The 26,680-nt window shown below is 70.8% G+C and carries 21 protein-coding genes and 1 pseudogene; 11 read left to right on the top strand and 11 right to left on the bottom strand.

Features of this window, described 5'->3' with window-relative positions; genetic code table 11:
• Positions 1 to 50 precede the first annotated feature (50 nt).
• Positions 51 to 1,040, bottom strand: coding sequence for an S-methyl-5-thioribose-1-phosphate isomerase (mtnA, locus tag O7553_RS29040; RefSeq protein WP_281552723.1), 990 nt, complete (start codon positions 1,038 to 1,040; stop codon positions 51 to 53).
• Positions 1,041 to 1,091: 51 nt separating this feature from the next.
• Between mtnA and O7553_RS29035 the strand changes: the two genes are divergently transcribed.
• Complete coding sequence (locus O7553_RS29035) at positions 1,092 to 2,177, top strand: PHP domain-containing protein (protein WP_281552722.1); 1,086 nt, start codon at positions 1,092 to 1,094, stop codon at positions 2,175 to 2,177.
• Between the two features lie 168 nt (positions 2,178 to 2,345).
• On the opposite strand, the pseudogene O7553_RS29030 reads toward O7553_RS29035, so the two are convergent.
• Positions 2,346 to 3,185 (bottom strand): annotated as a pseudogene (locus O7553_RS29030) (DMT family transporter); the annotation flags it as partial.
• A 59-nt stretch (positions 3,186 to 3,244) separates the two neighbouring features.
• On the opposite strand from O7553_RS29030, the gene O7553_RS29025 reads away from it, so the two are divergent.
• Positions 3,245 to 4,912, top strand: a complete 1,668-nt coding sequence (locus tag O7553_RS29025; protein ID WP_281552721.1) for a DUF885 domain-containing protein — start codon at positions 3,245 to 3,247, stop codon at positions 4,910 to 4,912.
• A gap of 39 nt (positions 4,913 to 4,951) precedes the next feature.
• On the opposite strand, the gene O7553_RS29020 is transcribed toward O7553_RS29025, so the two are convergent.
• The 3 genes from O7553_RS29020 to O7553_RS29010 all read right to left on the bottom strand — a co-directional run bounded on the left by O7553_RS29020 (position 4,952) and on the right by O7553_RS29010 (position 6,553).
• Positions 4,952 to 5,359, bottom strand: a complete 408-nt coding sequence (locus O7553_RS29020; protein WP_281552720.1) for a four-helix bundle copper-binding protein — start codon at positions 5,357 to 5,359, stop codon at positions 4,952 to 4,954.
• 85 nt (positions 5,360 to 5,444) lie between these two features.
• The gene (locus O7553_RS29015; RefSeq protein ID WP_281552719.1) at positions 5,445 to 6,191 is read right to left on the bottom strand and encodes an ATP-binding protein; all 747 of its coding nucleotides are present in this window, start codon (positions 6,189 to 6,191) and stop codon (positions 5,445 to 5,447) included.
• Positions 6,188 to 6,553, bottom strand: a complete 366-nt coding sequence (locus O7553_RS29010) for an STAS domain-containing protein (RefSeq protein WP_281552718.1) — start codon at positions 6,551 to 6,553, stop codon at positions 6,188 to 6,190. Before O7553_RS29010 ends, O7553_RS29015 begins: the two co-directional genes overlap by 4 nt.
• Before the next feature lie 261 nt (positions 6,554 to 6,814).
• On the opposite strand from O7553_RS29010, the gene O7553_RS29005 reads away from it, so the two are divergent.
• Complete coding sequence (locus O7553_RS29005; protein ID WP_281552717.1) at positions 6,815 to 7,255, top strand: DoxX family protein; 441 nt, start codon at positions 6,815 to 6,817, stop codon at positions 7,253 to 7,255.
• 111 nt (positions 7,256 to 7,366) lie between these two features.
• On the opposite strand, the gene O7553_RS29000 is transcribed toward O7553_RS29005, so the two are convergent.
• Positions 7,367 to 11,752, bottom strand: a complete 4,386-nt coding sequence (locus tag O7553_RS29000) for an ExeM/NucH family extracellular endonuclease (RefSeq protein ID WP_281552716.1) — start codon at positions 11,750 to 11,752, stop codon at positions 7,367 to 7,369.
• Positions 11,753 to 12,087: 335 nt separating this feature from the next.
• Between O7553_RS29000 and O7553_RS28995 the strand changes: the two genes are divergently transcribed.
• Both O7553_RS28995 and O7553_RS28990 read left to right on the top strand, forming a co-directional pair.
• The gene (locus tag O7553_RS28995; RefSeq protein ID WP_281552715.1) at positions 12,088 to 14,049 is read left to right on the top strand and encodes a PhoX family phosphatase; all 1,962 of its coding nucleotides are present in this window, start codon (positions 12,088 to 12,090) and stop codon (positions 14,047 to 14,049) included.
• A 137-nt stretch (positions 14,050 to 14,186) separates the two neighbouring features.
• Positions 14,187 to 16,547, top strand: coding sequence for an esterase-like activity of phytase family protein (locus O7553_RS28990; protein WP_281552714.1), 2,361 nt, complete (start codon positions 14,187 to 14,189; stop codon positions 16,545 to 16,547).
• 67 nt (positions 16,548 to 16,614) lie between these two features.
• Here O7553_RS28990 and O7553_RS28985 read toward each other — a convergent pair whose 3' ends face one another.
• Both O7553_RS28985 and O7553_RS28980 read right to left on the bottom strand, forming a co-directional pair.
• Positions 16,615 to 17,442 carry a helix-turn-helix transcriptional regulator gene (locus O7553_RS28985; RefSeq protein WP_281555790.1) on the bottom strand — a complete coding sequence of 276 codons (828 nt, stop codon included), beginning with the start codon at positions 17,440 to 17,442 and terminating at the stop codon, positions 16,615 to 16,617.
• A 248-nt stretch (positions 17,443 to 17,690) separates the two neighbouring features.
• Entirely contained in the window at positions 17,691 to 17,930 is a 240-nt protein-coding gene (locus O7553_RS28980; protein WP_278172180.1) for a DUF397 domain-containing protein, read from the bottom strand.
• Positions 17,931 to 18,262: 332 nt separating this feature from the next.
• Here O7553_RS28980 and O7553_RS28975 point away from each other — a divergent pair, with 332 nt between their 5' ends.
• The 3 genes from O7553_RS28975 to O7553_RS28965 all read left to right on the top strand — a co-directional run bounded on the left by O7553_RS28975 (position 18,263) and on the right by O7553_RS28965 (position 21,073).
• A complete protein-coding gene (locus O7553_RS28975) occupies positions 18,263 to 18,523 on the top strand; it encodes a hypothetical protein (RefSeq protein ID WP_281552713.1) in 261 nt (86 codons plus the stop codon).
• 475 nt (positions 18,524 to 18,998) lie between these two features.
• Positions 18,999 to 19,901 (top strand): hypothetical protein, encoded by a 903-nt coding sequence (locus O7553_RS28970; protein WP_281552712.1) that lies wholly within the window; start codon positions 18,999 to 19,001, stop codon positions 19,899 to 19,901.
• The gene (locus O7553_RS28965; protein WP_281552711.1) at positions 19,901 to 21,073 is read left to right on the top strand and encodes a 4-hydroxybenzoate 3-monooxygenase; all 1,173 of its coding nucleotides are present in this window, start codon (positions 19,901 to 19,903) and stop codon (positions 21,071 to 21,073) included. The genes O7553_RS28970 and O7553_RS28965 overlap by 1 nt, the downstream gene beginning before the upstream one ends.
• Here the strand turns inward: O7553_RS28965 and O7553_RS28960 are convergent.
• Positions 21,055 to 22,011 (bottom strand): class I SAM-dependent methyltransferase, encoded by a 957-nt coding sequence (locus O7553_RS28960; RefSeq protein ID WP_281552710.1) that lies wholly within the window; start codon positions 22,009 to 22,011, stop codon positions 21,055 to 21,057. The genes O7553_RS28965 and O7553_RS28960 overlap by 19 nt on opposite strands.
• Positions 22,012 to 22,093: 82 nt before the next feature.
• On the opposite strand from O7553_RS28960, the gene O7553_RS28955 reads away from it, so the two are divergent.
• The 3 genes from O7553_RS28955 to O7553_RS28945 are packed head-to-tail and all read left to right on the top strand — an operon-like array spanning position 22,094 to position 24,612.
• On the top strand, positions 22,094 to 23,323 hold the full coding sequence (locus tag O7553_RS28955; RefSeq protein ID WP_281552709.1) for a nucleotide disphospho-sugar-binding domain-containing protein: 1,230 nt from the start codon (positions 22,094 to 22,096) through the stop codon (positions 23,321 to 23,323).
• A complete protein-coding gene (locus tag O7553_RS28950; RefSeq protein ID WP_281552708.1) occupies positions 23,316 to 23,798 on the top strand; it encodes an NUDIX hydrolase in 483 nt (160 codons plus the stop codon). The genes O7553_RS28955 and O7553_RS28950 overlap by 8 nt, the downstream gene beginning before the upstream one ends.
• On the top strand, positions 23,746 to 24,612 hold the full coding sequence (locus tag O7553_RS28945; RefSeq protein WP_281552707.1) for a Dam family site-specific DNA-(adenine-N6)-methyltransferase: 867 nt from the start codon (positions 23,746 to 23,748) through the stop codon (positions 24,610 to 24,612). Before O7553_RS28950 ends, O7553_RS28945 begins: the two co-directional genes overlap by 53 nt.
• Here the strand turns inward: O7553_RS28945 and O7553_RS28940 are convergent.
• Complete coding sequence (locus tag O7553_RS28940) at positions 24,601 to 25,497, bottom strand: NAD(P)H-binding protein (RefSeq protein ID WP_281552706.1); 897 nt, start codon at positions 25,495 to 25,497, stop codon at positions 24,601 to 24,603. The genes O7553_RS28945 and O7553_RS28940 overlap by 12 nt on opposite strands.
• Before the next feature lie 274 nt (positions 25,498 to 25,771).
• Positions 25,772 to 26,536 (bottom strand): DUF5995 family protein, encoded by a 765-nt coding sequence (locus O7553_RS28935; protein ID WP_281552705.1) that lies wholly within the window; start codon positions 26,534 to 26,536, stop codon positions 25,772 to 25,774.
• Positions 26,537 to 26,680: the final 144 nt, after the last annotated feature.

Below are 26,680 nucleotides of genomic sequence, written 5' to 3'. Positions count from 1 at the left end.
ACTGACCCGGGCAGACCGGCCGACGGTGGGCCGAACTGTCTGCCGGCGGCTCAGACCTGTTCGCCCCGGTCCAGCCGGATCACCCGGCGGTCGGTGACGACGGCGGTCACCAGGTCGGCGGGCGTCACGTCGAAGGCGGGATTGACCGCGCCGGCCCCGGCCGGCGTGGTCCGGGTCGCGGCGAAACTGACCACCTCGGCGGACCCCCGGTCCTCGATTTCGACCTGTGCGCCGGTGGCGGTCGCCGGATCCACCGTCGATTCGGGAGCGACCACCACGAACGGCAGCCCGGCCCGGCGGGCGCCGAGCGCATGGGCGTACGTGCCGATCTTGTTGATCGTGTCGCCGTTCGCGCAGATCCGGTCGGCGCCCACGACGACCGCGTCGACCAGGCCACGGGCCATCAGGAACGGCCCGGCCCCGTCGACGGCGACCCGGAAGTCGACCCCGGCCCGGTCGAGTTCCCAGGCGGTCAGCCGGGCACCCTGCAGCAGCGGCCGGGTCTCACTGGCGATCACCGACTCCAGCCCGCCGCGCCGGTGCAGTTCGACGACGACCCCGAGCGCGGTTCCTCCGGTGACCGTGGCCAGCGCACCGGTGTTGCAGTGGGTCAGCAGCCGGCACCGGGGCGGACAGAGCTGCCCGAGCAGGTCGGCCCCGAGCCGGGCCATCGCCACCGACGCCGCCTCCTCCTCGTCGCGCAGGGCCACCGCTTCGGCGAGTACGGCCGACGGGCTCTCCGCGAGCCGGGCCGCCGCCCGGTCGACGCCCCGGGCGAGGTTGACCGCGGTCGGCCGGGCGGTACGCAGCCGTTCGACGGCGTCGGCCAGTCGTTGCGGCTCGTCGTGGTGCAGCCGCGCGGCCAGCGCCACCCCGAGGGCACCGGCCACGCCGAGCGCCGGCGCGCCGCGAACCGCCAGGGACCGGATCGCGTCGACCACCGTCTCGACGGTGGACAGCCGTAGTACGGTGGTCCGGTCGGGCAACGCGGTCTGGTCGATGATCTCGATGGCGTCGTCGACCCAGTCGATGGTCCGCATGCGACGACCTTAGTCGGCTCCGGCCGGGCGACAGTACCGCCGAAGGGGCCTATGGTGACCGGTGTGAGCAATGCCCGGGACCCGATCGTCGACCTTCGTCGGATCGCTTTCCTGCTGGAGCGGGCCAACGAGGCGACCTACCGGGTACGCGCGTTCCGGTCCGCCGCCACGGCACTGGCCGGACTGCCCGCCGCCGAGTTGTCGCAGCGGGCTGATGCCGGCACGTTGACCGAGCTCGCCGGGGTAGGCGAGGTGACTGCCCGGTGTGTGGCCGAGTCGCTGGCCGGCGAGGAGCCGGTCTATCTGCGCCGGCTGCTGGCTACCGAGGGCACCGACCTGGACGAGGCGGCGGCGGCACTGCGCGCCGCGCTGCGCGGCGACTGCCACACCCACTCGGACTGGTCCGACGGCGGTTCGCCGATCGAGGAGATGGCGTTGGCCGCGGTCGAGCTGGGCCACGAGTACCTGGTGCTGACCGATCATTCGCCCCGGCTCACGGTCGCCCGCGGGTTGACTGCCGCCCGTCTGCGGCGCCAACTCGACCACGTCGCGGCGCTCAACGCCGCCCTGCCGGAGGGGTTCCGGATCCTGACCGGCATCGAGGTGGACATCCTGCCGGACGGCTCCCTCGACCAGTCCGACGAACTGCTCGACCGGCTCGACGTGGTGGTCGGCTCGGTGCACGCCAATCTGCGTGACGACCGGGCGCGGATGACCCGGCGGATGCTGACCGCGGTCACCAACCCTCGGCTGGACATCCTCGGTCACTGCACCGGTCGGATGGTGACGTCGCGGCCGCCGGGGGTGACCGGACCCGGCGACCGCGGCCACCGACGGCGGTCCCGGCCGCCGAGTGACTTCGACGCCGAAGCGGTCTTTGCCGCCTGCGCCGAGCACGGCAAGGCCGTCGAGATCAACTCCCGGCCGGAGCGGCAGGACCCGCCGAAGCGGCTGATCCGGCTAGCGGTCGAGACCGGCTGCCTGTTCGCCATCGACACCGACGCCCACGCGCCGGGTCAGCTCGACTGGCAGCGGTTCGGGTGCGCCCGGGCCGCGCTCTGCGGTGTCGATGCCGACCGGGTGGTCAACACCTGGTCGGCCCGGCGACTGGTCGACTGGGCCGCCGCCCATCACTGAACCGCTGTCCGGCAGCGGGCCGCCGGACAGCAGCGGGCCGCTGTCCGGGACCGTGCCGCCGGGCAGCGGACCGGAGCGGGCCGGTCGGGGCAGCCCGGTGCCCTGTGCAAGGGCCACCCCGGCCAGCACGATCAGCGCCCCGACCGGCTGGTGCCAGACCAGCCGCTCGCCGAGGACCGACACCCCTGCGGCGACCGCGACGACCGGCACGACATAGGTGACGGTGGCCGCCGTACTGGCCCCGACCAGCCGGATGTTGCGCATGTGGATCACGAAGGCCAGGCCGGTGCCGACCGCCCCAAGAATCAGCACGCTCACGATCACCGCCGGAGAGAGCCGGGTCGGTGTCGGCGGGGCCCCGGCGACGATCGGTGCGACGACGGCCAACTGGCCGGTGGCCAGGATCAGCTGGGTCGCGGCGAGCGCGACGCCGCTGTCCGACCGGCCGGCAACGAACCGCTTCTGGTACGGGATCGTCGCGCCGTAGCAGGCGGCCGCGCCGAGACACATCAACTGCCCGGCGAACTGCCCCCCGCCGACGCCCTGCCAGACCCCGAGCACCACCAGCACGCCGACGAAGCCCAACCCGGTGCCGGCCAGCCGGCGGGCCGTCATTGCCTCGGTGCGGAACACCAGCGCCGCCAACGGCAGGGCGATCAGCGGGGTGGTGGCGTTCCAGATGCCGGCGAGCAGCGACGGGATCCGCTGCTCCCCGTACCCGATGAGGGTGAACGGCAGGGCGACCCCGACCGCCGCGACAACGCACTGGTGCAGCCACAGCCACGGATCCCGGGGCAGCCGGTCGCCAACCAGTGGCAACACGATCAGCAGGGTGAGCGCACCGGCGGCGACCCGGGCCAGGGTCACGTGGATCGGATGCAGCTCGGCGACCCCGATCTTGATCAGCAGGAAACTGGTGCCCCAGATGCCGGCGAGCAGCAGGAAGCCGGGCAGCCAGCTGGCGAGCCGGGGACCGGGTGGTGGGCCGGCCGAACCGGGTTCCTGCATTCCCGTTCCCCCCTTTCGGATGCGCCGGCCCCGCCGACCTGCCGCGTAGGGTCATCAGCATGGGACGTGTGGATGACATCAGCAACAGCTTTGTCGAGCGGTGGGCGCGGCTGAATCCGATCGGAGCCACCTACATCGGCGTCGACGGGCACGACGACCAGCTCGACGACCTGTCGCCGGACGGGTATGCCGAACGCGCCGCCCTGACCCGCGACACGTTGCGGCAGCTCGATGTCGCTGATCCGGAGTCGGAGGCCGAGCGGGTGGCCCGGGACGCGATGGCGGAGCGGCTCGGCCTGGAGCTGGCCCGCTACGAGGCGGGCGAGGAGACCAGCGAGCTGAGCGTCATCACCAGCGGTCTGCACCATCTGCGCCAGGTCTTCGACCTGATGCCGACCGAGGGCACCGATGCGATGGCCAACATCGCCGCCCGGCTGGACAATTATCCACAGGCTCTGGACCAGGTACGGGTCACCCTGCTGGACGCGGCCCGGGCCGGGCACGTGGCACCCCGGGCGCAGATGCTCAAGGTCGCCGACCAGTGTGACGTCTGGACCGACCCGGAAGCGGACGACTTCTTCCACGCCCTGGTCGGCCGGCTGTCCGCTCCGGCCACCCTCACCGCGGACCTGCGCCGCGCGGCCTCGGCGGCCACCGCGGCGACCATCGCGTTCGGCCGGTTCCTGCGTACCGAGCTGGCCCCGTTGGGGCGGGACACCGAGGCCGCCGGACGGGACCGCTACGAGCTCGCCTCCCAGTACTTTCTGGGCGCGCGGATCGACCTGGACGAGACGTACGCCTGGGGCTTCTTCGAGTTGGATCGCATCGAGCAGGAGATGCGCCGGGTCGCCGCCGAGATCGCCGGGCGCGGCGCCAGCATCGACGACGCGGTACGCGCCCTGGACGCCGACCCGGCGCGGACCATCGCCGGTGGTGAGGCGTTCCGCGACTGGATGCAGGCGTTGGCCGACAGGGCCATTGAGGAGCTGCACGGCTCCCATTTCGACATTCCGCAGCAGATCCGGCGGATCGAGTGCTGCCTCGCACCGACCAGTGACGGCGGCATCTACTACACCGGGCCGAGTGAGGACTTCTCCCGACCGGGCCGGATGTGGTGGGCGGTGCCGCACGGGCTGACCGAGTTCTCGACCTGGCGGGAGGTGACCACCGTCTACCACGAAGGGGTGCCCGGACATCATCTGCAGATCGGTCAGACGCAGGTCCGTGCCGATCTGCTCAACCGCTGGCAGCGGCTGCTCTGCTGGTGTTCCGGGCACAGCGAAGGCTGGGCGCTGTACGCGGAACGGCTGATGGACGAGCTGGGCTACCTGGCCGACCCCGGTGACCGGCTCGGCATGCTGGACGGGCAGGCGCTGCGGGCGGCCCGGGTGATCGTGGACATCGGCCTGCACCTGCAGTTGACCATCCCGCCGAACTCGTTCAACTTCCATCCCGGCGAGCGGTGGACTCCGGAGCTGGCGTGGCAGTTCCTGCGGGCGCACTGCCAACTGCCGGACGAGATTCTCCGGTTCGAACTGGACCGTTATCTCGGATGGCCGGGGCAGGCGGCGGCGTACAAGGTCGGGGAGCGGATCTGGCTGCAGGCCCGAGCCGACGCCCAGGCCCGCAAGGGTGCCGCCTTCAACCTCAAGGAGTTCCATCAGGCAGCACTGAACCTGGGCGTACTCGGGCTCGACCCGCTGCGGTCCGCGCTGGCCCGGATCTGACCGCCCGCCCGGCGGGCCGTGCCGGGCCCGGAGCCGGGCTCAGCCGAGTGCGGCCGTCAGGTCCCGGCAGGCCTGCTCGCACCGGCGGCAGGCTTCGGCGCAGACCTGGCAGTGCTCGTGCTCGCTGGCGTGTGCCTGGCACTCCTCGCCGCACGAACGGCACGCCTGGATGCATGCCTGCAGCATCACCCGGGTGGTGTTCGCGTCGTAGCCGGTGTGTCGGGAGAGCACCCGGCCAGTGGTGGCACAGATGTCGGCGCAGTCGAGGTTGGTGCGGATGCACTTGACCAGTTCGGCGACCATGTCCTCGCTCAGGCACGCATCGGCGCAGGCGGTGCAGGCCTGAGCGCAGTCGAAGCAGGCATCGATGCAGTCGGCGAGTGCCCGCTGGTCGACGTGTCCCAGATCGAGCGGATAGGTTTCCAGCATCTCGGTTGCTTGCGTCATCGTGACCTCCACAGGTGTGACCGTTTGAGGTCGGGTACCCGCTGCCCGGCCCGACTAACACCGTCCCGATCCGCACCGGCCCGACTCAGTCGGGCAGCCGCAGCGCCGCCCAGACGGTCTTGCCGTCGGCGAATCCGGCGTACCCCCAGTCGCTGGCGAGCGCCTCGATGATGGCCAGCCCTCGACCACGGCCGGGTGCCGGCCCGGGCCGGGGCCCGGTGGCCGGTCGGGGCAGCTCGACAGCGCGGTCGCGGACGCTGATCCGGATCGCTCCGGCCTGCCGGGTGGTGGTGACGTCCAGCTCGGTGCCGGCGTGTTCGACCGCGTTGCTGACCAGCTCGGAACCGATCACCATCGCCTCGTCGACCAGCGTGGTCAGCTGCCACGAGCGGCAGGCTCCGCCGATCAGCCGACGGGCCTCTCCCGGTGAGCGCGGGTGTGGGGGCAGGTACTCGTGCCAGCGGTACGGGGACCTCGGTGCTGATTCGACCAGTTTGGTGGCGTCGATCACGCTGTCCTGCACGCTCACCAGACCGCTGATGCTGTGCCTGGCGAGCCGACCGGTGGGTGAGTCTGGCCGGGCGCACAGGTGCACCACCGGACGGTGGCTGGCGTCGCCGCCCTGGACGATGGCGAAGACCCGCAGTCCGATCGGGCTGGCCACGGTCACCTCGTCCAGCTCGACGAGCAGCGCCAACGGCTCTTCCAGGAGGCAGCGGCGCAGCACCGGGGCGAGCCGGACCAGTTCAGTGTCGGTCAACGCGCCAGTCAGCCGGACCCGGGTGACGCCACTGGCGAAGTCGCGCACCACCAGCCAGGTGAGGGTGTTCACCCGTGGTTCCCGTTGTCTGGTCTACCACCGTAGACGGTTCCCGCGTGGTCCTGCGGCGCGATTCCCAGCAGCGGCGCGACTCCGGTCACCCGCAGCACCCGGGCGACGATCGGCTGCGGGTTGCGGACGATCAGGATCTGGCCCTGACCGGCGGCCGCGTGGTGCGCGTCGACCAGCTCCTTGACCGCACTCGAATCGATCAGGGTGACGGCGTCCAGGTCGACGACGATCCAGGTCGCCTGCTGCCGGTCGACCACGCGGACAGCGGCGCTGAGCTCTCCGGTGGCGGTCATGTCCAGCTCACCGGAGGCTTCGATGACGCAGTGCCCGGCTTCGGGTGAGGGCACCCGGATCTCGTGCATGCTGGTCTCCGTCTGGCGGGTCGCGACTCCGACCTGCGGTGGCGCCCGTGGGCCCGCGCGGCGGAGTTGGGCTGCTCGAAGCGCCCAGCCTACGCGACGCCGCCTGCCTGCTGGGGACAGACCGGGAGACCCCCGACCCGGGGTAGCGCACAACCTAGTCGATCATCACACTAGGTGAGAAATCGTTGACTGAATTCGACATCGGTCGATACGATCCGGGCGCCGTGGGACCAGTGTTCCCAAGTTTCACGAGGAGTCCCCATGCCCGTACTCGCCCGCCTGCCGGAGATCGTCCCCACGCTGTTCCGCGTGGTGGTCGGTCTGCTGTTCACACTGCGCGGTGCCGCCTCGATCTTCGGGATCTTCGGCGGCTTCCGAGGCACCGGTGAGGCAATGGAGATCGGCGTCTGGCCCGGGTGGTGGGCCGCGCTGATCCAGCTCGTCGGCGGTCTGTTGGTCCTCGCCGGACTCGGCACCCGGGTGGCCGCCGTCATCTGCTCCGGATCGATGGCGTACGCCTACTTCGTGGTCCATCAGCCGGATGCACTGCTCCCGCAGAACAACGGCGGCGAACTCGCCGCGCTGTTCTGCTGGGCGTTTCTGCTGGTGGCCGCGCTGGGGCCAGGCCGGTACTCGCTCGACGCCATGTTGAGTCGACGCCGTACGGCCGCCGTTCCCGCCCCGGAGCCGGCGACCGTCTGACCACGCGGCGGTAGCCGGACCCCGGAAAGACGGGTACGGCCCGGCGGACCAGTCGAGGTCTGCCGGGCCGTACCGTTTCTCGGTGCTGCCTTCAGTGCCGAACCGGGCGGCTCACATCCGGGCGCACTGCCCGGACACCGGGCCCTGCACCGTGTTCACCCGGTCCTCGTCAACCGGCATCGGGCTGTTGCCCTGGCAGTGCAGCGGGCCGCGGATCGTGTTCCCCGCGACGACCACTGGCAACTCGTCGTGCTTGTTGTTGACCAGCCGGACCGGACCGGAGATGTCAGCGCCGTCCAGCCGCAGACCGCCGTCACCACCGGTCACCTCCAGCGGGCCCCGGATGGTCACCCCGGTCAGGGTCACCGCCCCGGTCGCCCGCAGCAGGGCCAGCGGCCCGGAGACGCTCGTACCGGTGAAGCTGACCGCCGTCGGACGGTTCGCGGTGAGCGGACCGTTGATCGCACCGTCGGTGGCGATCAGCGTCGCACCGGGACGGACCGTGACCGGACCGTTGACCGTCGCCGACTCCAGGCAGTAGGTCATCTCCGCCTTGACGATCAGTCCACCGTCGTGCGTGCCGGTGACCGTCACGTCACAGGTCGGCTCGGGCTGGCCGATCGCCGACCGCGACTCGGTGTCCGCAGTGATCGGCGAGTTCTCGGCGAAGTACGCCACCAGCATGGTCAGGTCGTTGTCACCGGTGGTCGAGGTGTCCGTGCCGTCGGCCAGGGTGGTGAAGTTGTCGCCACCTGCGGCCAGGAACGAGTTGACCGTGACCCGGTAGGTCCCGGTCGGCGACACCGGCTGACCGTTGAGGGTCATCGAGGTGATCCGCTCGCCCTGCGGCAACGTCGGGTCGTACGTGTAGAAGAAGCCCTCCGACACGCCGAGCCACAGCAGCGGACGCGACGCCCCGGCCGGCTGCCACTGCTCCTCCAGCACCTGCTTGACCTGAGCACCCGTGTAGGTCCGGGTGACCATGTCGTTGGCGAACGGCTGGGTCGAGAACGCCTCCGCGAAGGTGATCACGCCGTCCTCGCCGTACAGCAGGTCGGCCCGCAGCCCGCCCGGGTTCATGAAGGCGATCTGCGCACCACCCCGACCCGGCTCCCGGGTTCCGGCGAGCTGCACGTCGGCGATGAAGTTGCCGAGCACCGACTCCTTGCCCCGGTCCTCGTTGCCGTTGGTGTACGCCCGGGTGATGTCGGCGGTGATCGAGCCCAGTGGCTGCTGGCCGAGCACCTCGGCGTTGGCCTTCGCCGCCGCCACGATGTCGGCGACCTCCTGGTTGACCGGCGCGCCGACCACGTCGACGATCTCGACCGTGTCCGTCTCGACCGTCCCCGCCTCGACGTCGACCTGCAGCACGATCCGGCCGAGCTTCTTGCCGTAGTCCTCGGCCTGCAGCACCGGCCGGGTCTCGTCGGTGCCGGGCACCGGCACCTCGAAGGCGTACGGCTGGTGGGTGTGCCCGCTGAAGATGACGTCGATCTCCGGAACGGTCCGGGTGTACGGCCCGAACACCGGGTCGCTCATCAGCGCCTCGGGCGAGTCGATGTTCTCGGTGGCCGCGCCCTCGTGGGTGAGCAGCACCACCACGTCCGCCTCGCCGTTGCTCTCGTCGCCGTCCTTGAGCTGGGTGGCGACCAGGTCGGCCTCGGCCGCCGCCGGGCGGAAGGTGATCCCGGCGATACCGTCCGGGCTGACCATCACCGCGGTCTGTTCGGTGACCACCCCGATGTAGCCGACCCGGATCCCGCCGATCTCCTGCACGTGGTACGCCGGCAGCGCCCGCTCGTCATCGCGGTACACGTTGGCGCCGAGCTGCGGGAAGTCCGAACGCGGGATCACCCGGTCGGTCAGATCCGCCATGCCCTTGTCGAACTCGTGGTTGCCGACCGCGGTCACGTCGAGACGGGCGGCGTTGAGCACGTCGAGGGTCGGGTTGTCGTCGTCGATCGCCGAAACGAACGTGGACGCGCCGATGTTGTCACCGGCCGAGACGAACACCGTGTTCGGGTTGGTCGCCCGGTACTGGTCGACCAGCCCGGCCACCTGGGCCGCACCGCCGACCGGCTGACCGTCGACCGTACCGACGGATTCGAGCCGGCCGTGGAAGTCGTTGATCCCCAGCAGCTGCAGCTCGACCGGCCCGTCGGCACCGGTGTCCAGCCCGATGACCATCGGGTTGTGGTCGCTGGCCCGGAACGGGCCCGGGTCGAAGAAGGTCGGGAAGCCGTTGTACTGGAAGGCGTACGACTCGACCGCGTTGATCTGCCAGACGTCGGCCCCGGTGACCCGGGCGGCCAGCGACGGCGAGGCCAGCGCGTGGTCCAGCGAACCCGACTCACCGGCGAACACGTAGGTGCTACGTCCGGTGTCGTTCAGGTTGACGTAGTCAGCGTCGTAGAGGGCCCGCATCGGGTCCTCCTGGGTGTACGAGTTGAAGTCGCCCAGCAGCAGTACGTCGTCGCTGCCACTGTCGGCCACCAGATCGTCGACGAAGTCGGCCAGCGCGGCGGCCTGCCGGGTCCGGTCACCGTTGTACGCACCCTGCCCGTCACCGGTGTCGACGTTGTCGCCGGTCGGCGGCGTCGAGGTGCTCTTGGACTTGAAGTGGTTCGCCACCACGGTGAAGGTCAGCTCGTCGGCGGTGAACGTCTGCGCGATCGGCTCCCGCGCGTTGAACCAGACGCTCTCGTCGTCGACCGACCGGGACGGCCCGACCGGGGTCACTGCGGCCGGCTTGAAGATGATCGCGTTGCTGATGAAGTCCTGCTGGGCGGCGCCCGGCAGGTCCGCCGGGGAGCGGACGTAGTCCCAGGTCCCGGCACCGTCGGCGGCGTTCAGCGCGCCGACCAGCCGGATGAGTGCCTTCTCCGGCTCGGCCGGTGCGAAACGCACCGAATTCTCGATCTCCTGCAGGCCGACCACGTGCGCGTCCAGCGCGGTGATCGCCGCGACGATCTTCGCCTCCTGCTTGGCCAGCGCGGCCTCGTCGGCCGCACCACGCGCGTCCCCACCGAAGTGGACGAAATAGTTCAGCACGTTGAAGCTGGCCACCCGGATGTCGCCACCGACCGGAGCCGGGGCGGCGGTACGCGGGTTCGTCACCTTGAACGTGGTCCGCTCGCTGGCCGGGGTGTCCGCACCGACCGGCAGGGTCGGTTGCAGCCGCCACTCGTCGAAGCCGTACGACAGCACACTCGGCCCGAACGCCTCGACCGAGTCACCGACCCGCAGCGGCTGGTCCGGCGAGACGTACGGCGGGGCGATGCCGGCGTCGGCCAGGTTGGTGGTGCGGCCGTCGTCGACCAGGATCCGGTTGAGCCGGTTGTCGGCGGCGATCTGCTCGGCCTGGGCGCTGCCCGGCTGCGCCACGTCGGTCGGGATGACCGCCGGGGCGTCACCGGCGGTCAGCACGACCTCGCCGTACCGGTTGGTGTTGTAGACCTCGGCGACGGCGAAGTCACCGACCGGGGCCACCAGCATCGACTCGACGGACTCCCGGTCGCCGGCGGCCAGCGGCAGGGTCAGCGCGACCGGGGTGGGCAGGGGATTGTCCCGGTCGCAGATCTGCACGTCGGTCCGCGCGCCGATGCTCACCTGGGTCAGTCCGAAGTACTCACCGGCGTTGCCGGTGACCCGCACCCGGTCACCGATCGCGACCCCCGGGTGGTTGGCCGGGTTGCTGGTCAGGTAGACGAAGACGCCGTCGCTGGCGGTGCCGGCGGCAACCGTACGGGACCCGCCGGTGCCGGCGGTCTGCAGGTGGAGGCCGTTGTAGCCGCCGACACGGTGGTCGGCGACGACGATGCCCTCGACGGTCACCTCGGTGCCGGCCAGCGGCGTGCTGTCACCGGTGCCCTGCACCTGGGCGATGTCGTGCGTCACCGTGACGTCGCAGCCCAGCTCGGGGTCGGGGTCCGGGTCGACACCACCGGTGCCGTTACGGACGCCGAAGGTGTTCGCCGCCGGCTGCCGCCAGTCGCCGTCGACCTTCTGCAACGAGTGCCCGACCGGGGTGTCGGAGGCCTCCGCGACACCGATGTCGACACTGGTCGTGCCGTCGGCGGGGCCGCCGGCCGCGGTCAGGGTGCCTTCGTAGCTGAGGAACTCGACGACGGCTCCGGCCGGGTCGACCAGGGCCACCCCGTCCGGGGACCCGTTCTGGATGCCGTTGGCGGGGTATTCGGCGACGACCACGCCGGCAGCGGTGACGGTGCCCGCCAGGGTACTGGTGTCGTAGACGGTGCCGTTGCTTCCGTTGTAGAGGACGATCTGCCAGCCGGTCAGGTCGAATTCGGCCGGGGCCTCGATCTCGATCGCCTCGCCGGTGTCGGTGCCGGCGTTGTCGTAGTGAATCTCGCTGATGAACGGGTCACCGGCGGCCGGTGCGGCCATGGCGGCGGCACTGCCGGGCACGCTCAGCGCGCCGGCCCCCACGACCGCGGTGATGATTTTCCAGGTGGCTATGCGTCTGTGCTGGCGCATGTAGGCGTTCCTCCGGTCAGAGGGTGAGTTCAGTAAATCTAGGAGACGCGGGTTTCGAAGCACAGACGGGTCGGTGGTGACCTGTTAAACATTCGGGTCCCGTTACCCCTTCGTGACAAGGGACGGTTCGGCGACACCCCAGTTCAGGACATCGATCGTTCATCTCGACGTCGCCAGCAGGTCACACACACGTTCGCGGGCGGTCCCGGTCCGCTGCATACCGTCCCGGTGCCGGCGACGCCGTCCAGCCCGGACCGCTGGCAGAACCGGTCCGCACGCCGCGCACGATACGGCACCGGACCGGACAGCCCGCTTCCGACCGAGCGAGGATCGACATGTCAATCGACCATGACAGCCACGTCCGTTCCGATCCGGACGACATCAGCTCGAACCCTTCCGGCAACCGTCCGTTCCGTGAGGTGCTCGCCGCCCGCGCCGGCCGCCGCGACATCGTCCGCAACGGTACGGTGATCGCCGCCGCGGCCTTCCTCGGCGCGGCCGGCGGCGCACTCGGCACCGACGCGCCGGCCAGCGCCGGCGGCCACGGGCACGGCCACGGCAAGGGCAGGCCCGGCCGGCGTGGCCTGCTCGGCTTCGACCCGGTCCTGCCCAACACCGACGACGCCATCACCGTCCCGCCGGGCTACACCGCCGACGTGCTCATCCCATGGGGCACCCCGCTGCACAGCCGGGGCCCGGCCTGGCGCAAGGACGCCACGAACACCGCCGCCGAACAGGCCGAGCAGGTGGGCAGCCACCACGACGGCATGCACTTCTTCCCGCTGGGTCGCGGCCCGCTGGGCAGCCGCCGCGGCCTGCTGGTGCTCAACCACGAGTACGTCGACCGGACCCTGCTCTACCCCGACGGCGACGCGGAGATGACCCGGGACAAGGTTGACAAGGCGCTCGCCGGTCACGGGGTCAGCGTCGTGGAGGTGGAGCTGTCGCGGGGCCGGTGGCGCAACGTCGACTCGCGGTTCAACCGTCGGGTCACCGGCACCACGCCGGTCGCCTTCTCCGGCCCGGTGTCCGGCCGGCACCCGGCGCTGCGCTCGAACAACCCACCGATGGGTACGTTGAACAACTGCTCGCACGGGGCCACCCCGTGGGGCACCTACGTGGCCTGTGAGGAGAACTGGAACGGCTACTTCGGCACCGAGGACCCGCAGTGGTCGCCGACGCCGGAGCAGGCCCGGTACGGGGTCAACGCCGCCGGGTTCGGCTACCGCTGGCACCTGGCCGACCCGCGCTTCGACGTGGCGCGCAACCCCAACGAGCTGAACCGCTTCGGGTGGCTGGTGGAAATCGACCCGATGAACCCCCGCTCGACCCCGGTGAAGCGGACCGCCCTCGGTCGGTTCAAGCACGAAGGTGCCACCTTCTGGGAGTCGCGCGGTCGGGTCGTCGTCTACAGCGGCGACGACCAGGACGGTGACTACCTCTACAAGTTCGTCGGCGACGGTCCGTGGCGGATGCAGCGGGCGTTGGGCCGCAGCCCGCTGGACCACGGCACGCTCTACGTCGCCCGGTTCGACGACGACGGCAAGGGCGTCTGGCTGCCACTGAAGCACGGCAAGGGGCCGTTGACCAGGGCGAACGGTTGGCACGACCAGGCCGATGTGCTGCTGCGTACCCGGGAGGCGGCCGACGCGGTCGGCGCCACCCCGCTGGACCGTCCGGAGTGGGTGGCGGTCAATCCGAAGAACAACGACGTCTACCTGACCCTGACCAACGGCACCGGCTGGCCCGGTGCGGTCAACCCGCGTACCCCGAACCCGTACGGGCACATCGTCCGGTGGCGCGAGCGCGGCCGCGACAACACCGCGACCAGCTTCGAGTGGGACGTGTTCATGCTGGCCGGTGACCCGACGTACGACCCGCAGGTGCAGCTCGACGAGACGAACATCTTCGGCTCGCCGGACGGGATCTGGTTCGACGGCGACGGGCGGCTGTGGATCCAGACCGACGTGTCGAACTCGACGCAGAACCGCGCGGACCGGGGCCACGACAATATCGGCAACAACGCGATGCTGGCCGCCGACCCGCGTACCGGGGAGGTCCGGCGGTTCCTGGTCGGCCCACGCGGCGCGGAGATCACCGGGGTGGTCACCACCCCGGACCAGCGAACCATGTTCATCAACGTGCAGCATCCGGGTGAGTCCACGACGTACTGGGGCAGTCCGACGCCGGAGGACCCGCGAGCGGTGAGCAACTGGCCCGACTTCGACCCGGCCGGCCGACCCCGGTCGGCGACGGTGGTCATCCGCAAGGCCGATGGCGGCGTCATCGGTACCTGACCGCCCGCTGTCCACCCCTGCTCATCATCCGAGCCCGACGTACGGGCTCCGGGAGCCGCGGCCGATCTCGCCGACCGGTCGCGGCTCCCGTCGTATCCCGCCAAGGCATCTTCTCTCGACGATATCGGAGCCCAGACATGCGTACCCGAAGAAGTCCGGCGGTGCTGGTCACCACCGCCGCCACCGCAGCCGTCCTCTGCGCCACCGTCGCGCTGACCGTTGTGGCCCCCGGCGGCGCGGCGGCCGGTCCTCGCGATGACAGGCCCGGCTGGCCCGGATCCGCCGTTTTCGACCGCACCGCGACGTACCCTGTGTTCCACAACCGACCAGCCGGTGAGGACCCGACCGCCGAGACCGTCGCGGAGATCTCCACGGTCAGCCCGGACGGCCGGACGATGATCTACACCGACGCCGCCGGGCGGCGGGTCGGCTTCCTCGACATCACCGACCCACGGAACCCCCGCGGTCTCGGCACCCTCTCGCTGGCCACGCTCGGCAACGCCGAGGACGAACCGACCTCGGTCGCGGTGGTCGACCGGTACGTGCTGATCGTCGTCAACACCAGTGCCAGCTACACCACTCCCTCCGGCCGACTCGACGTGGTCGACCTGGCCACCCGTACCAGGGTGCGCAGCATCCCACTCGGCGGGCAGCCCGACGCCATCGAGGTCAGCGACAACGGCCGCTACGCGGCGATCGCGATCGAGAACGAACGGGACGAGGACGCCACCCCGCTCGGCGGCGACGAAGGCGACCTGCCGCAGCCGCCGGCCGGGTTCCTGCAGATCGTCGACCTGACCGGGCGCCACCCGGCAACCTGGTCGACCCGTACGGTGTCGCTGACCGCCGCCGACGGCAGCGCGCTGCCCGGTCTGGCCACCGCCGGGCTGGACACCCCGGCCGATCCGGAGCCGGAGTACGTGTCGATCAACGGTCGTGACCAGGTCGCGGTGACCCTGCAGGAGAACAACGGCGTGGTCCTGGTCGACCTGCGCAGCGGGCGGATCACCAAGGCGTTCGGCGCCGGGACCGCCACGGTGACCGGTATCGACACCGCCGACGACGGGGTGATCGACCTGACTGGCACGATCACCGACCTGCCCCGGGAACCGGACGCGGTGGCCTGGATCGACGACCGCTACCTGGCGACCGCGAACGAAGGGGACTGGAAGGGCGGCACCCGGGGCTGGTCGATCTTCGACAGCCGGACCGGCCGGGTGGTCTGGGACGCCGGCAACTCCTTTGAACACCTGGCGGTTCGCCACGGGCTGCACAACGACAACCGAGCCGACAACAAGGGCGCCGAGCCGGAGGGCATCGCGGTCGCCACGTTCGGCCGCACCCGGTACGCATTCGTCGGCTCCGAACGGAGCAACTTCGTCGCCGTCTACGACCTGACCAGGCCGACCAGGCCGGTGCTGCGTCAGGTGCTGGCGACGACCAACGGTCCGGAGGGGCTACTGCCGATCCCGTCCCGCGGGTTGCTCGCGGTCTCCAGCGAGGTCGACGACGCCGAGGCCGGAGTACGCGCTGCGGTAAACCTGTACCGGCTGGGTGCGGACACCCCGTCGTTCCCGACGCTGGTGTCTCAGACCAGCGGACGGGGCCCCGACCGGGCACCGATCGGCTGGGGCGGGCTCGGCGCGCTCACTGCCGTCCCCGGCGAGCGACACCAACTGTTCGCGGCAAGCGACGCCCTCTACTCGCCGACCCGGATCTACACCATCGACACCCGGCACAGCCCGGCGCGCATCGTCGACGATCTGGTGGTCCGCGACGCGTCCGGGAAGCCGGCCGGCTACGACGCCGAAGGCCTGTTCGCCCGGCCGCAGGGCGGGTTCTGGCTGGTCTCGGAGGGAGCGACCGGTGCCGCCAACCAGCTGGTCCGGCTGGACCGGTCGGGGGTGACCCGACAGGTCGTGTCGCTGCCCGACGAGGTGGCCGCCGGGCTCGGCAGCCAAGGGCTGGAGGGGGTGACCGCGCTCACCGACCGGCGAGGCCGGGAGCAGGTGTGGGTGGTGTTGCAGCGGGGCGTGGCCAGCGATCCGGCCGGGGTGGTCCGGCTCGGTCGTTACGACGTACCCGGCGGCACCTGGGCCTGGTTCGGATACCGGCTGGAGAGCACCGATGTCGCCGGCGACTGGATCGGCCTGTCCGAGATCGCCTCGATCGGCGACGGCCGGCTCGCGGTGATCGAGCGGGACAAGCTCAGCGGGCCGGCCGCCCGGATCAAGCGGATCTACACGGTCGACCTACCGACCGGCGACCCGGCACCGGGTCTGCTGCCGGTGCTGCCGAAGCGGCTCGCGTACGACGTGCTGCCCGATCTGCAGGCCGGCAACGGGTGGACGCAGGAGAAGCTGGAAGGGCTCACCGTCGGCGGGGACCGGCAGGTCTACATAATCACCGACAACGACGGAGCCCAGGACGCCACCGGCGAGACGGTGTTCCTCCGGCTCGGCTCGGCCGATCGGGTGTTCGGTCGGGGTCGACGCTAGCCCGGCCCCGGGGTCGCGGGCGTGGCCAGCTGCGGTCACGCCCGCGCCACCGGGTCGGTCTGTCGGCTCAGTCCAGGTCGCGCAGAATCTGGTGGAGCAGGTCCTGGGTACGAGCGGGCGGGTCGGCCTCGACGCAGAGCCGCTCCATCGCGGCGGCGTAATGGTCGACGTCCTCCCGCTTGTCCAGGTAGATCGCGCTGGTCAGTTGCTCGATGTAGATGATGTCGGGCAGGTCCTGGTCGGCGAAGCGCAGGATGGTGAAGGCTCCGCCGGCGGCGGCGTGCCCGCCGGCGTCGAACGGCACGACCTGCAGCCGTACGTTCGGTAGCTTGGTCGCCTCGATCAGGGCGTTGATCTGCTCGCGCATCACGGCGGGACCACCGATCGGCCGGCGCAGCACCGCCTCGTCGATCACCGCCCACAGATTCGGTGGCTGTGGCCGATGGAGCAGCTCCTGACGCTCCATCCGCAGCTCGACCCGGCGTTCCACTTCGTCGGCTGGGGCCCGTCCGTGTCCGAGTAGGACCACCGCGCGGGCGTAGTCGCGGGTCTGCAGCAGGCCGGGTACGAACTGGACCTCGTAGCTGCGGATCATCTTCGCGTCCGCTTCCAGCCCCAGGTAGGACTGGAACCAACTGGGCAGGATGTCGCCGTACCGGTGCCACCAGCCGGGCGTGTTCGCCTGCCGGGCGAGCCCGAGCAGCGCTGTGCGTTCCCGTGAGTCGGTCACTCCGTAGAGGGTGAGCAGGTCGGTGACGTCGCGTTCCTTGAAGCCGACCCGGCCGAGCTCCATCCGGCTGATCTTCGATTCGGAGGCGCGGATGTGCCAGCCGGCCGCCTCCCGGCTCACTCCCTGGCTCTCCCGGAGCCGCCGCAGCTGCGCGCCGAGCAGCATCCGCAGCACGGTCGGCCCGGTCGCCGATCCGCCATCTGGCTGGGCCGTCATCGTCACCCACCGACCTCCGGACACCGTCACGTCGTATGGCAGCTACTCTTGGCGAGTAAGCATGCCATGACCTGAGGGTGATCCCTAAGGCCCCGTCGATACCGGTCCGACCAGTGGACACCGCCGTGCGGTGCGGACGGTCGTCACCAGCAGAGTCCGGACGGGCCCCACGGTGCAGGCCACCGGCCGGATCGATGCTAGCGAATCAGGTCGTCGAAGTCACCGTCCCGGGCGCCGAGGATGAACGCCTCGATCTCCGCACGGGTGTAGATCAGCGCCGGACCGTCCGGGTAGCGGGAGTTACGCAGAGCGATCCCGCTGCCACCGGGCAGCCGGGCAAGCTCGACGCAGTTCCCGCTGGGGTTGCTGCGGCCGCTCTTACGCCAGGCGAGGGTCGGCAGGTCGGTACTTGGAACGTCACTATCCGGCTTATGCATACATAAAATCCAAATCGGACATTGTCGCAACAGACGTAGGACTCCAGGGGCGGCCGCGCCTCGTCGCGGAAGGGTCAAATGCACGTGCATCTGCTCTTGCGCCTGCAAGGTGTTGCGAGCATGATAGCGCACGTGAACTTGTATCCGGCGGTTTACCCATCGTGATGAATAATCGGACATTCGACGACATCACCCCCGATAAGACCAGGGGCGGCGTAGACAACGATGCACGCAGAGTCACCACTTTGCGGGCCGGTCAGCTGCCTCCGGAGTCATCCGACGGCAGCAGCCACGAGACACACCGCGCGCAGCGAGACAGGAGGGCGATGAGCATGCCGGCTCCCATCCTCAACCCCAACCAACGCGATCCCCGGGACGTCTACCCGACCGACCGCTACCAGCCGTCCGACCCGGTCTGGGTCTACCGCGGCGGCACCTGGTGCGCCGGGATCGTCGAGACCGCCTCGGCCGGCGCGGCGACCGTCACCTACCGGCCGACCGGCTCGCGTGGCACCGGAGTGGACACCATCACCGCGCCGTACGTGCTGCCACGGGCCGAGACCGACCCGATGCTGGACCGGGTGCACCGTTGACGGTCGCCCGCCAGCCGGAGGGGACCGACGACCACCCCGCCGGTCACCAGACTCAATATCGCGCCGCTGACGTGCACAAAGTCACCACTCAGTAGGCGAAAAACTACACAGGGATTGACAGCCATCACAGCAGCCGCGAGAATTTCCCAGAATTCTTGATCACCGGCGGCGCGGTGAATAGGCCACTCCGTCGGCGCGGTATTGCGACACCGTACCCATGCCCGGAAGCCACCAGAAGGGCTGCCCTGTGTCTGATGGCGCACTGTGTCTACCCTATCCGGAGTTACTGCCGACCAACCGGCACCGACTCCGCGCGGCAACCGCCGACGGCCCCCAAACCTCGGCCCCGGAGCCGCTCGACAACGCGATGTCGGGCGGCCCGGCCGACCCGGCCTCCGTCGACTACCAGGAGCATGACCGCTACTTCCAGATCCGCCGTACCCGTCACAGGCCGGAATCAGCGTTTCTCCACGCCTTGGCAATAGCGCATCTGGCGGTTCGGGAGAACGTCCACAAAAATGGGCTTTCGCAGCTCAGCGACGGCTATGTCGCCCAGCTCTGGCTCGGGCTGGAAAGCCTGTACCGGTACGCGGGCCACGACGTCGGCAACCAGCCGATCGGCGTTCTGGACAAGCCCGTCCAACGCCCGCCGCACCCGCAGTCGAACGGGACGGACCCGGGTGACTCCGACGCCGCCGCCGACCGGTGGCTGATCGGTCACCAGTTCTTCTTCACCCTGATGCAGGGGGCGATCACCGGGCTGAACTGCTTCCTCGGTGCCAGCGCCGACGGCGACGAGGCCGAGGCACGAGCCGCGCTGCGGGTCGCCACGGCGTTCATGCGCAGCTCGGCGGCCGCCTTCCGGTTCACCTCGGACTTCTCGCCGGTCGACTACGAGCGACTGATCCGTCCGGCGATGGCACCGCCAGCGGTGCGGGCCGGCTTCAGTGGACTGCAGACCCGCGACCACGCCCACCTCATGGCGCTGTTCACCGAGGTCCGCGCGATGCGATCCAAGATCGGCCCGGCCCGGTTGGGTAGCGCCTTCGACGAGTTCGTCGAAGGCACCGTCGAGGCGTACGAGGCGCACCAACTGATCTGCGCCCGGTTCGGCGGCGACGTGCTGCCCAGCCTCCGGATGGCCGCCCGGTCGGCGGGGCGCAGCACGTCTCCGGGGGTGCAGGTGGTACGGCAGATGATGCGGGCCCGGCTGTTCGCGCTGCACGGCAGCCACCGGGACCGAACCGACAGAGGCGGGACACCCGGTGGGCCCGAAGACGGCGGGACGCCGGACACCGGCCTGGGTGGCCACGGAGACGAAACGCCCGACGCGGACGCCGACGGCCACGTCGACCAGCCGGCCGGTGATGACCGGTGATGAACGAACGTACCCAGGTCGGCGTCATCGGCGCCGGACCGGCCGGGATGCTGCTGGCAGTGCTGCTACGCCGGGCCGGGGTGGACTGTGTGGTGCTGGAGCGTCGGGACCGCGAGTACGTCGCCAACCGCGCCCGGGGCGCCACCGTGGAGGATCGGGTGGTCGACCTGCTTCGCCGGCACGACCTGGCCGGCGGACTGCTGCGGACCGGTGCGGTCGAGGACGCGGTCGAGTTCCGGCTCGGCGGGCGGCGCTACCCGGTCCACTACGAGCCGCTGGCCAACGGCCGCAGCCACTACATCTACCCGCAGCAGTTCCTGGTCCGCGATCTGGTCGACACCTACCTCGCCGACGGCGGTGACCTGCGGTTCGAGACTGCGGCGGAGGCGATCGACGACCTGACTGGGCAGCCCCGCATCCGGCTCGCCGACGGCCGCGAGCTGCACTGCGACGTGGTGGCCGGCTGCGACGGCGAGTACGGCGTCGCCCGGCGGGCAGTCCCCGCCGGGGCGCTGCGCTGCGCCGACTACCAGTACGACTACGCCTGGCTGTCGGTGCTCGCCGAAGCCCCGCCGTCCAGCGACTGCGTGATCAACGCCCTGCACGAGTCCGGGGCTTGCGTGCACGTCCGCCGGACGCCGACGGTGAGCCGGTTCTACCTGCAATGCGGGCGGGACGAGACCCGGGCGGACTGGCCGGACGAGCGGATCTGGAAGGAGGTCCGGATCCGGCTGGCCCTGGACGAACCGTGGACGCTGCACACCGGGCCGGTCACCGACACCGGCACCGTCCGGATGCGCAGCCTGGTCTGCGATCCGATGCGGTACGGGTCACTGTTCCTCGCCGGCGACGCCGCGCACATCGTGCCACCGGTCGGTGGCAAGGGCTTCAACCTGGCCCTGGCCGACGCGGAGGAGCTGGCACTGGGGCTGATCGAGCGGTTCACCACCGGCGACCACCGCCGGTCGGACGCCTACTCGCAGCACCGGCTGGCCCGCATCTGGCGCGCCCAGGAGTTCGTGCACTGGATGATGGACCTGGTCAACACCCCCGGGTACGGCACGGCCGACGCGGCGTTCCTGCACCGGGTGCAGGCGGCGCGGCTGACCCGGCTGGTCGACTCACCGGCCTACCTGGCCGCGTTCCTGGAGGACTACGTCGGGTGGTGGTGACTGAGGACGTTGGTCGCCCGCCACGTCGCACCGGTGCCGAAGACCAGCTTCTGCCCCGGGCCGACATGGCACGGGCCGGCCAGCGGGCTGTACGACTCGCTGGTCCACAGCGGCACTCCGGCGTACCGCAGCTGCTGGGTCCAGATCACCCCGGTCAGTCGCCCGGCGGCGGTCGCGGTGAGCCGCACCTGGTCGGGGAACCCGTCGAACGACGACGCCTGGTAGTCCACCGTCACCCAGTCCTCGGCGGCGGTGAGCAGCCGTACGTCCCTTCGCGGGAAGCGCAGCGCGCCGGACCGGGTCGGCGACCGCCAGGCCGGGGCAACCCCCTTGGCCGGACGGGCGGCACGCATCGCGACACCGTCACGGACCGCGTCCAGCAGTGGCTGGAAATCCCAGCCGTACGCCCCCTGCAGCGCCTCGGTGGCCTGGGCCAGATCGGTCAGCTCGGTCGGCAGGTCCCAGTCCAGCCGCTCGCAGCCGGTGGCCAGGTAGCGTACCTCGCCGGGCAGCACCCGACAGTCGGCCGTGCCGAACCGGCGACGCAGCTCGACGACCAGCCGGGAGCGCTCCTCGTCCAGCAACGGGTTATTGGTGTGGATCATGCCCAGGAGTACGTCGAACCGGCCACCGAGATCCTCCGGGTCGAGATCGGCGAGGTCGGACTCGACGAAGGTGATCCGGTCGGCGACCCCGTTGTGCCGGGCGATCTGCTCGGCCATGCCGACGTGGTGCCGGTCGACCGCGACCACCTCGGCGGCGCCCGCGTCGGCGGCGACCAGCGCCAGCAGTCCGCTGCCGGTGCCGGCGTCGAGCACCCGGTCACCGGGTCGCACCGCGCTGCGGACCGCGCGCTGCACGTTGTGTCCGCGGTCGATGCTCAGTAGCAGTCGCAGGTGCAGCTCCGGAGTGAACGGGATGTCCGTCGGCCCAGCCATCGATGAACTCCCTCTCGCGAAACCGGATGAATCACGATAAATTATCCATTGTCGATCCCAGTGTCAACCGGAAGGTTTCTCGGTGCGCGTCCTGTTCACCAGCCCGCCCGGAGTCGGGCATCTCTTCCCCACCGTGCCGCTCGCCTGGGCATTGCGGGCCGCCGGCCACGACGTACTGGTCGGCACCGCCGCCGAAGGACTGGCCGGCGCGGCCCAGGCCGGTCTGCCGGCGGTGGACGTCGCCCCCGGCGCCCCGATCGCCGCCGTGTTCGGCACCGGCACCGGCACCACCGATGAACTTGCCGCCCGGATGCGCGAGCGGGGCCGGCGGATCGCCACCGCCGGCAGCCGTACCGACCCGTTGCTGCTGGAGACCTTCGGACGGGTCTCCGACCTGATGGCGGACGGGACGGTGACGTTGGCCCGCTGGTGGCGGCCGGACCTGGTGGTGCACTCCCGACTGCATCCGGCCGGCCTGCTGGCCGCCCGTGCACTGCGGGTGCCCGCCGTCGAGCACGGGTTCAACCTGTTCCGCGAAGAGGCGCTGGCCGCTCGGTTCCTGCCGTACCTGGCGGCGGCGTACGAGCGCAACGGCGTACCACTGGAGCTGCCCGACCGGGTGGTCCTGCACCTGGCACCGACCGAGCTGATGATCGGCGACGGCGATGGATGGTCGATGCGGTACGTGCAGTACAACGCCGGCGGTGCGCTGCCGGACTGGCTCCGGCTGCCCACCGCGCGCCCCCGGGTGCTGATCACCCTCGGTACCGTGGTGCCGGCGCTGGCCGGGTTGACCGGACTGCGCCGCACCATCGACGCCGCCGCGCAGACCGACGCGGAGTTCGTGCTGGCCCTCGGCGCCGACACCGACGTGACGGCGCTCGGGCCGCTGCCGGGCAACGTCCGGCCCGCCGGCTGGCTGCCGCTGCACCAGGTGCTCGCCGGCTGCTCCGCCGTGGTGCACCACGGCGGCTCCGGGACGATGATGGGCGCGATCTGTTCCGGGGTACGGCAACTGGTCCTGCCGCACGGCGGCGACCAGTTCGGCAACGCCGACCTGGTTCGACGGCACCGGCTCGGCCTGGGCTGCGCACCCGAGGAGGTGACCCCGCAGTTGCTCGCCGAGCTGCTGGCCGAGACCGGTCCGGCCAGTGGGGTGGCCTACGCGGCCGAGCTGATGTCGAGGCTGCCGGCACCGGCCGAAATCGCCACCCGGCTCGCACATCCGGGTGGAATCGACCGCCACGCCGACCAGCTTTCGGCGCTCGCCCCCGTCACCAGCGGTTCGGCCGCACACTGGACCGATGGGTGACGTCGCCGCGGTGCTACTGGTCGATCCGGCGGGTTCCGTGCTGCTGCAGCTACGGGACGGCAACGCGCCGAGCCATCCGCACGCCTGGTGCGTGCCGGGCGGGCACTGCGAGCCCGGGGAGACACCGGAGCAGGCGGCGTTACGCGAACTCGCCGAGGAGACCGGGTTGCGCCCCGAGCACGGGTTACGGTTGTTCTGCCGCCGGCAGCTGAACCCGCAGCGGACGGCGCACTACTACTTCGGCTCCACCCGTGCCCGGCAGTGCGACGTCCGGCTCGGCGAGGGTGCCGCGATGGAGTTCCTGCGGCCGGACCAGATCAGCGACGGCCGGCCGTTCGCTCCCGGCTCGGCGAGCCTGCTCGCCGAATTCCTCGCCTCGCCGCACTACGCCTGGCGGGTCACCGCCCCGTATGATCCGCTCCATGATCCGGGCCGGCGCCAGGTCCGCGCGCTCCACCACCAGGGCGGACGGTAGGTCGTTCCTCAAGTGGGCGGGCGGGAAGACCCGGTACGCCGCCGCCCTCGTCGCCGCGGCGCCGCCGTTCACCGGCAGCTACCGGGAGCCGTTCCTCGGCAGCGGAGCGGTCTTCTTCGAGCTGGCGCCGCAGCGGGCGGTGCTCAGTGACGCCAACCCTGAGTTGATCGTCTGTTTCCGGGAGGTCGCCCGCGACCCCGAAGCGGTGATGCAGCTGCTGGACGAGCAACCGAACACGCCGGAGCACTTCGCGGCGGTACGCCGCCGGTCGCCGACAGACTGTTCCGATCTGGAACGCGCGGTCCGGGTGATCTACCTGAACAAGACGGCGTTCCGTGGGCTGTGGCGGGTCAACCGACGGGGCGAGTTCAACGCGCCATACGGCGCCTACGACCGGCCGTACTACAACCGGCGGGTATTACTGGACGCCGCGCACGCACTGGCCGGAGTTGACCTACGGGTGGCCGACTTCGCCGAGCAGCTCGACGAGGCCGCCGCCGACGACTGGGTCTACCTGGATCCACCGTACGTACCGCTCGGCGGCTGGGCTGACTTTCGGCGGTACACCTCGGCGCAGTTCGGGCCGGCCGATCACGTGCGGCTGCGGGACGCGATGGTACGGGCCAGCCGGCGCGGCGTCCGGCTGACCCTGACCAACAGCGACACGCCGTTCGTGCGGGAGCTGTTCGGCGCGGATTTCCTGATCACCCGGATGGCGACCCGCCGGGACATCAACCTGCAGTCGGCGAAGCGGGGCAGCTGGGATCTGCTCGTCACCAACTATCAGCTGCCGAGTGGCGGATCAGCCCGGTAGGCCGGCCAGGGCGGCCCGGACAGCTTCGCCGAGCGACGTGGTGGGCCGGCCGATCAGTCGGGCGAGGTCGCCGCTGTCGGTGGTCAGGTCGCCCCGGGCGATGCCGACGTCGGAGGCGGCCAGCACGCTGGCGAACGCCTCCGGTACCCCGGCGTCGGTCAGCGCCTTGGCGTAGACGTCGGCCGGAAGATCCTGGTAGCCGATCTCCCGCCCACTGTGCCGGCTGATCTCGGCGGCCAACTCCGCCAGGGTGAAGGGCTCGTCGCCGCCAAGCTCGTACACGGTGCCGGCGGTGCCGGCGTTGGCAGCGGCGCCGGCGGGTGCCGGGGCGGTCAACACCGCGACGGCTGCGGCGGCGAAGTCGGCCCGGGTCGCGGCGGCGACCCGACCCGAGCCGGCAGCACCCAGCACGCTGCCGGTGGCGAGCGCCTGCGGCAGCACCGATCCGGTGTAGTTCTCCAGGTACCAGCCGTTGCGCAGCAGCACGAACGGCAGGCCGCTGTCCCGGATCAGCTGTTCGGTGGCGAGGTGTTCGGCGGCCAACGGGACGCTGCTGGTGTCGGCCTTGAGGATGCTGGTGTACGCGATCAGGTCGACTCCGGCCGCCTTCGCCGCCGCCACCGCGTTGCGATGCTGGTCGATCCGCCGGCCGACCTCGCTGCCGCTGATCAGCAGCAGCTTGCGGGTCCCGGCCAGGGCCGGCCCGAGAGTCTGCGGCTGGTCGTAGTCCCCGTGCCGGACCTGTACGCCGCGTGCGGCGAGGTCGTCGGCCTTGTCCGGGTTCCGTACGACGGCGACGAGCTGCGCCGGTGGCAGTCCGCTGTCCAGCAACTCGTCGACGACCAACCGGCCCAGCTGGCCGGCGGCACCGGTGACAGTGATCATTGTCAGCTCCTAGGTCCCTGCGGGGCGGCCCCACGATCGCCCTCGCCGGTCCGCGCCCGCGCCGCACAGCGAACCCTGCCCGCCGACCGACAACCCGACAGCAGACGACCCGCCGACCGACGATCCGATGGCCGCCCCGGTGGCCGACGTCTTCGCCCGCGGCTGCCCATCACGAGCCACCCTAGACCACATAACGGGCAAATGGGGCACGCTGGCGATGGCTGCCCACAGCGGATGCCACCAGCAGCGAAGCCGGCAGACACCCGGCCGGGCGTCACTGCAGCAGGCTGCCCACCGGCGAGAGCAACGCCCAGCCCAGGAAGGCGGTGTGCCGGTCCATCCGCAACCGCTCACTCTCCAGCACCGTCGGGTCGTCCCGCATCGGCCACATACGAGCCGCGTCCCGCCAGGCGATGTCCCGGGTGAACTCCACCAACCGGTTCTGGTACCAGTCGTCGACCTGCCCGTTGAGCCGGTCGAGGCAGATCTGCCAGCTACTCAGGTAGCTGCGCCGCAGCTGCGGGATCCGGTCGAAGAAGATTTCGTTGATGTAGAGGTAGTCGCGGTGCTGCTCGTCGTTGTCCGGGCCCGACCCGAGCTTGGCCCAGGTGCTCATCAGGGCGAACGGCAGGTCGTAGTTGATGTGCGCGTTCACCCCGGCGGCGGCCGACGGCAACGACCGTACGCTCTCGTCGCGCAGCCGGCTGAACAGCACCTCCCAGGCCGCCGGGGTGTCGCCCCGGTTGCCCCAGCAGCGCAGCGCAGCGAAGTACCGCTCCGCGAACTCGATGTCCAGCAGGGTGAGGAAGTCAGGGTCGGCAAACTCACCGGCCTGCAGCCGCTCGTCGATGGTGCTGGTGATCACCCAGTAGAGATGGTTGAAGTCGGCCACCGGATTGTCGCTGTCACTCGGCGTGGCTGCCTCGAGCAGCTTCTGCAGCGCCGCCAGATCCTCGACCACGCCGGCGACGTCGGTCGGCCGGTGGTTGAGGACATCGATGATCTGGTCATGCACGTGACCCCAGCGGAGTTCTGGCATCGAACGCCTCCAGTCTGCAGTGCTCCCTCGCCCCGGGCGGGCGGTCGTCACCGAAACGGTCGGTCCCTACAGTGGCAGCCGCTGCCAACCCGCAGGTATCGGCGCAACGACGGGTGTCTCACTGGCCGATCCCGCCGCCCCGGT

This window comes from Solwaraspora sp. WMMA2059, from assembly GCF_027497315.1.
Lineage (GTDB): Bacteria > Actinomycetota > Actinomycetes > Mycobacteriales > Micromonosporaceae > Micromonospora_E.
The sequence above is the reverse complement of the archived record's forward strand: the minus strand, read 5'-3'. Positions and strand labels throughout refer to the sequence as shown.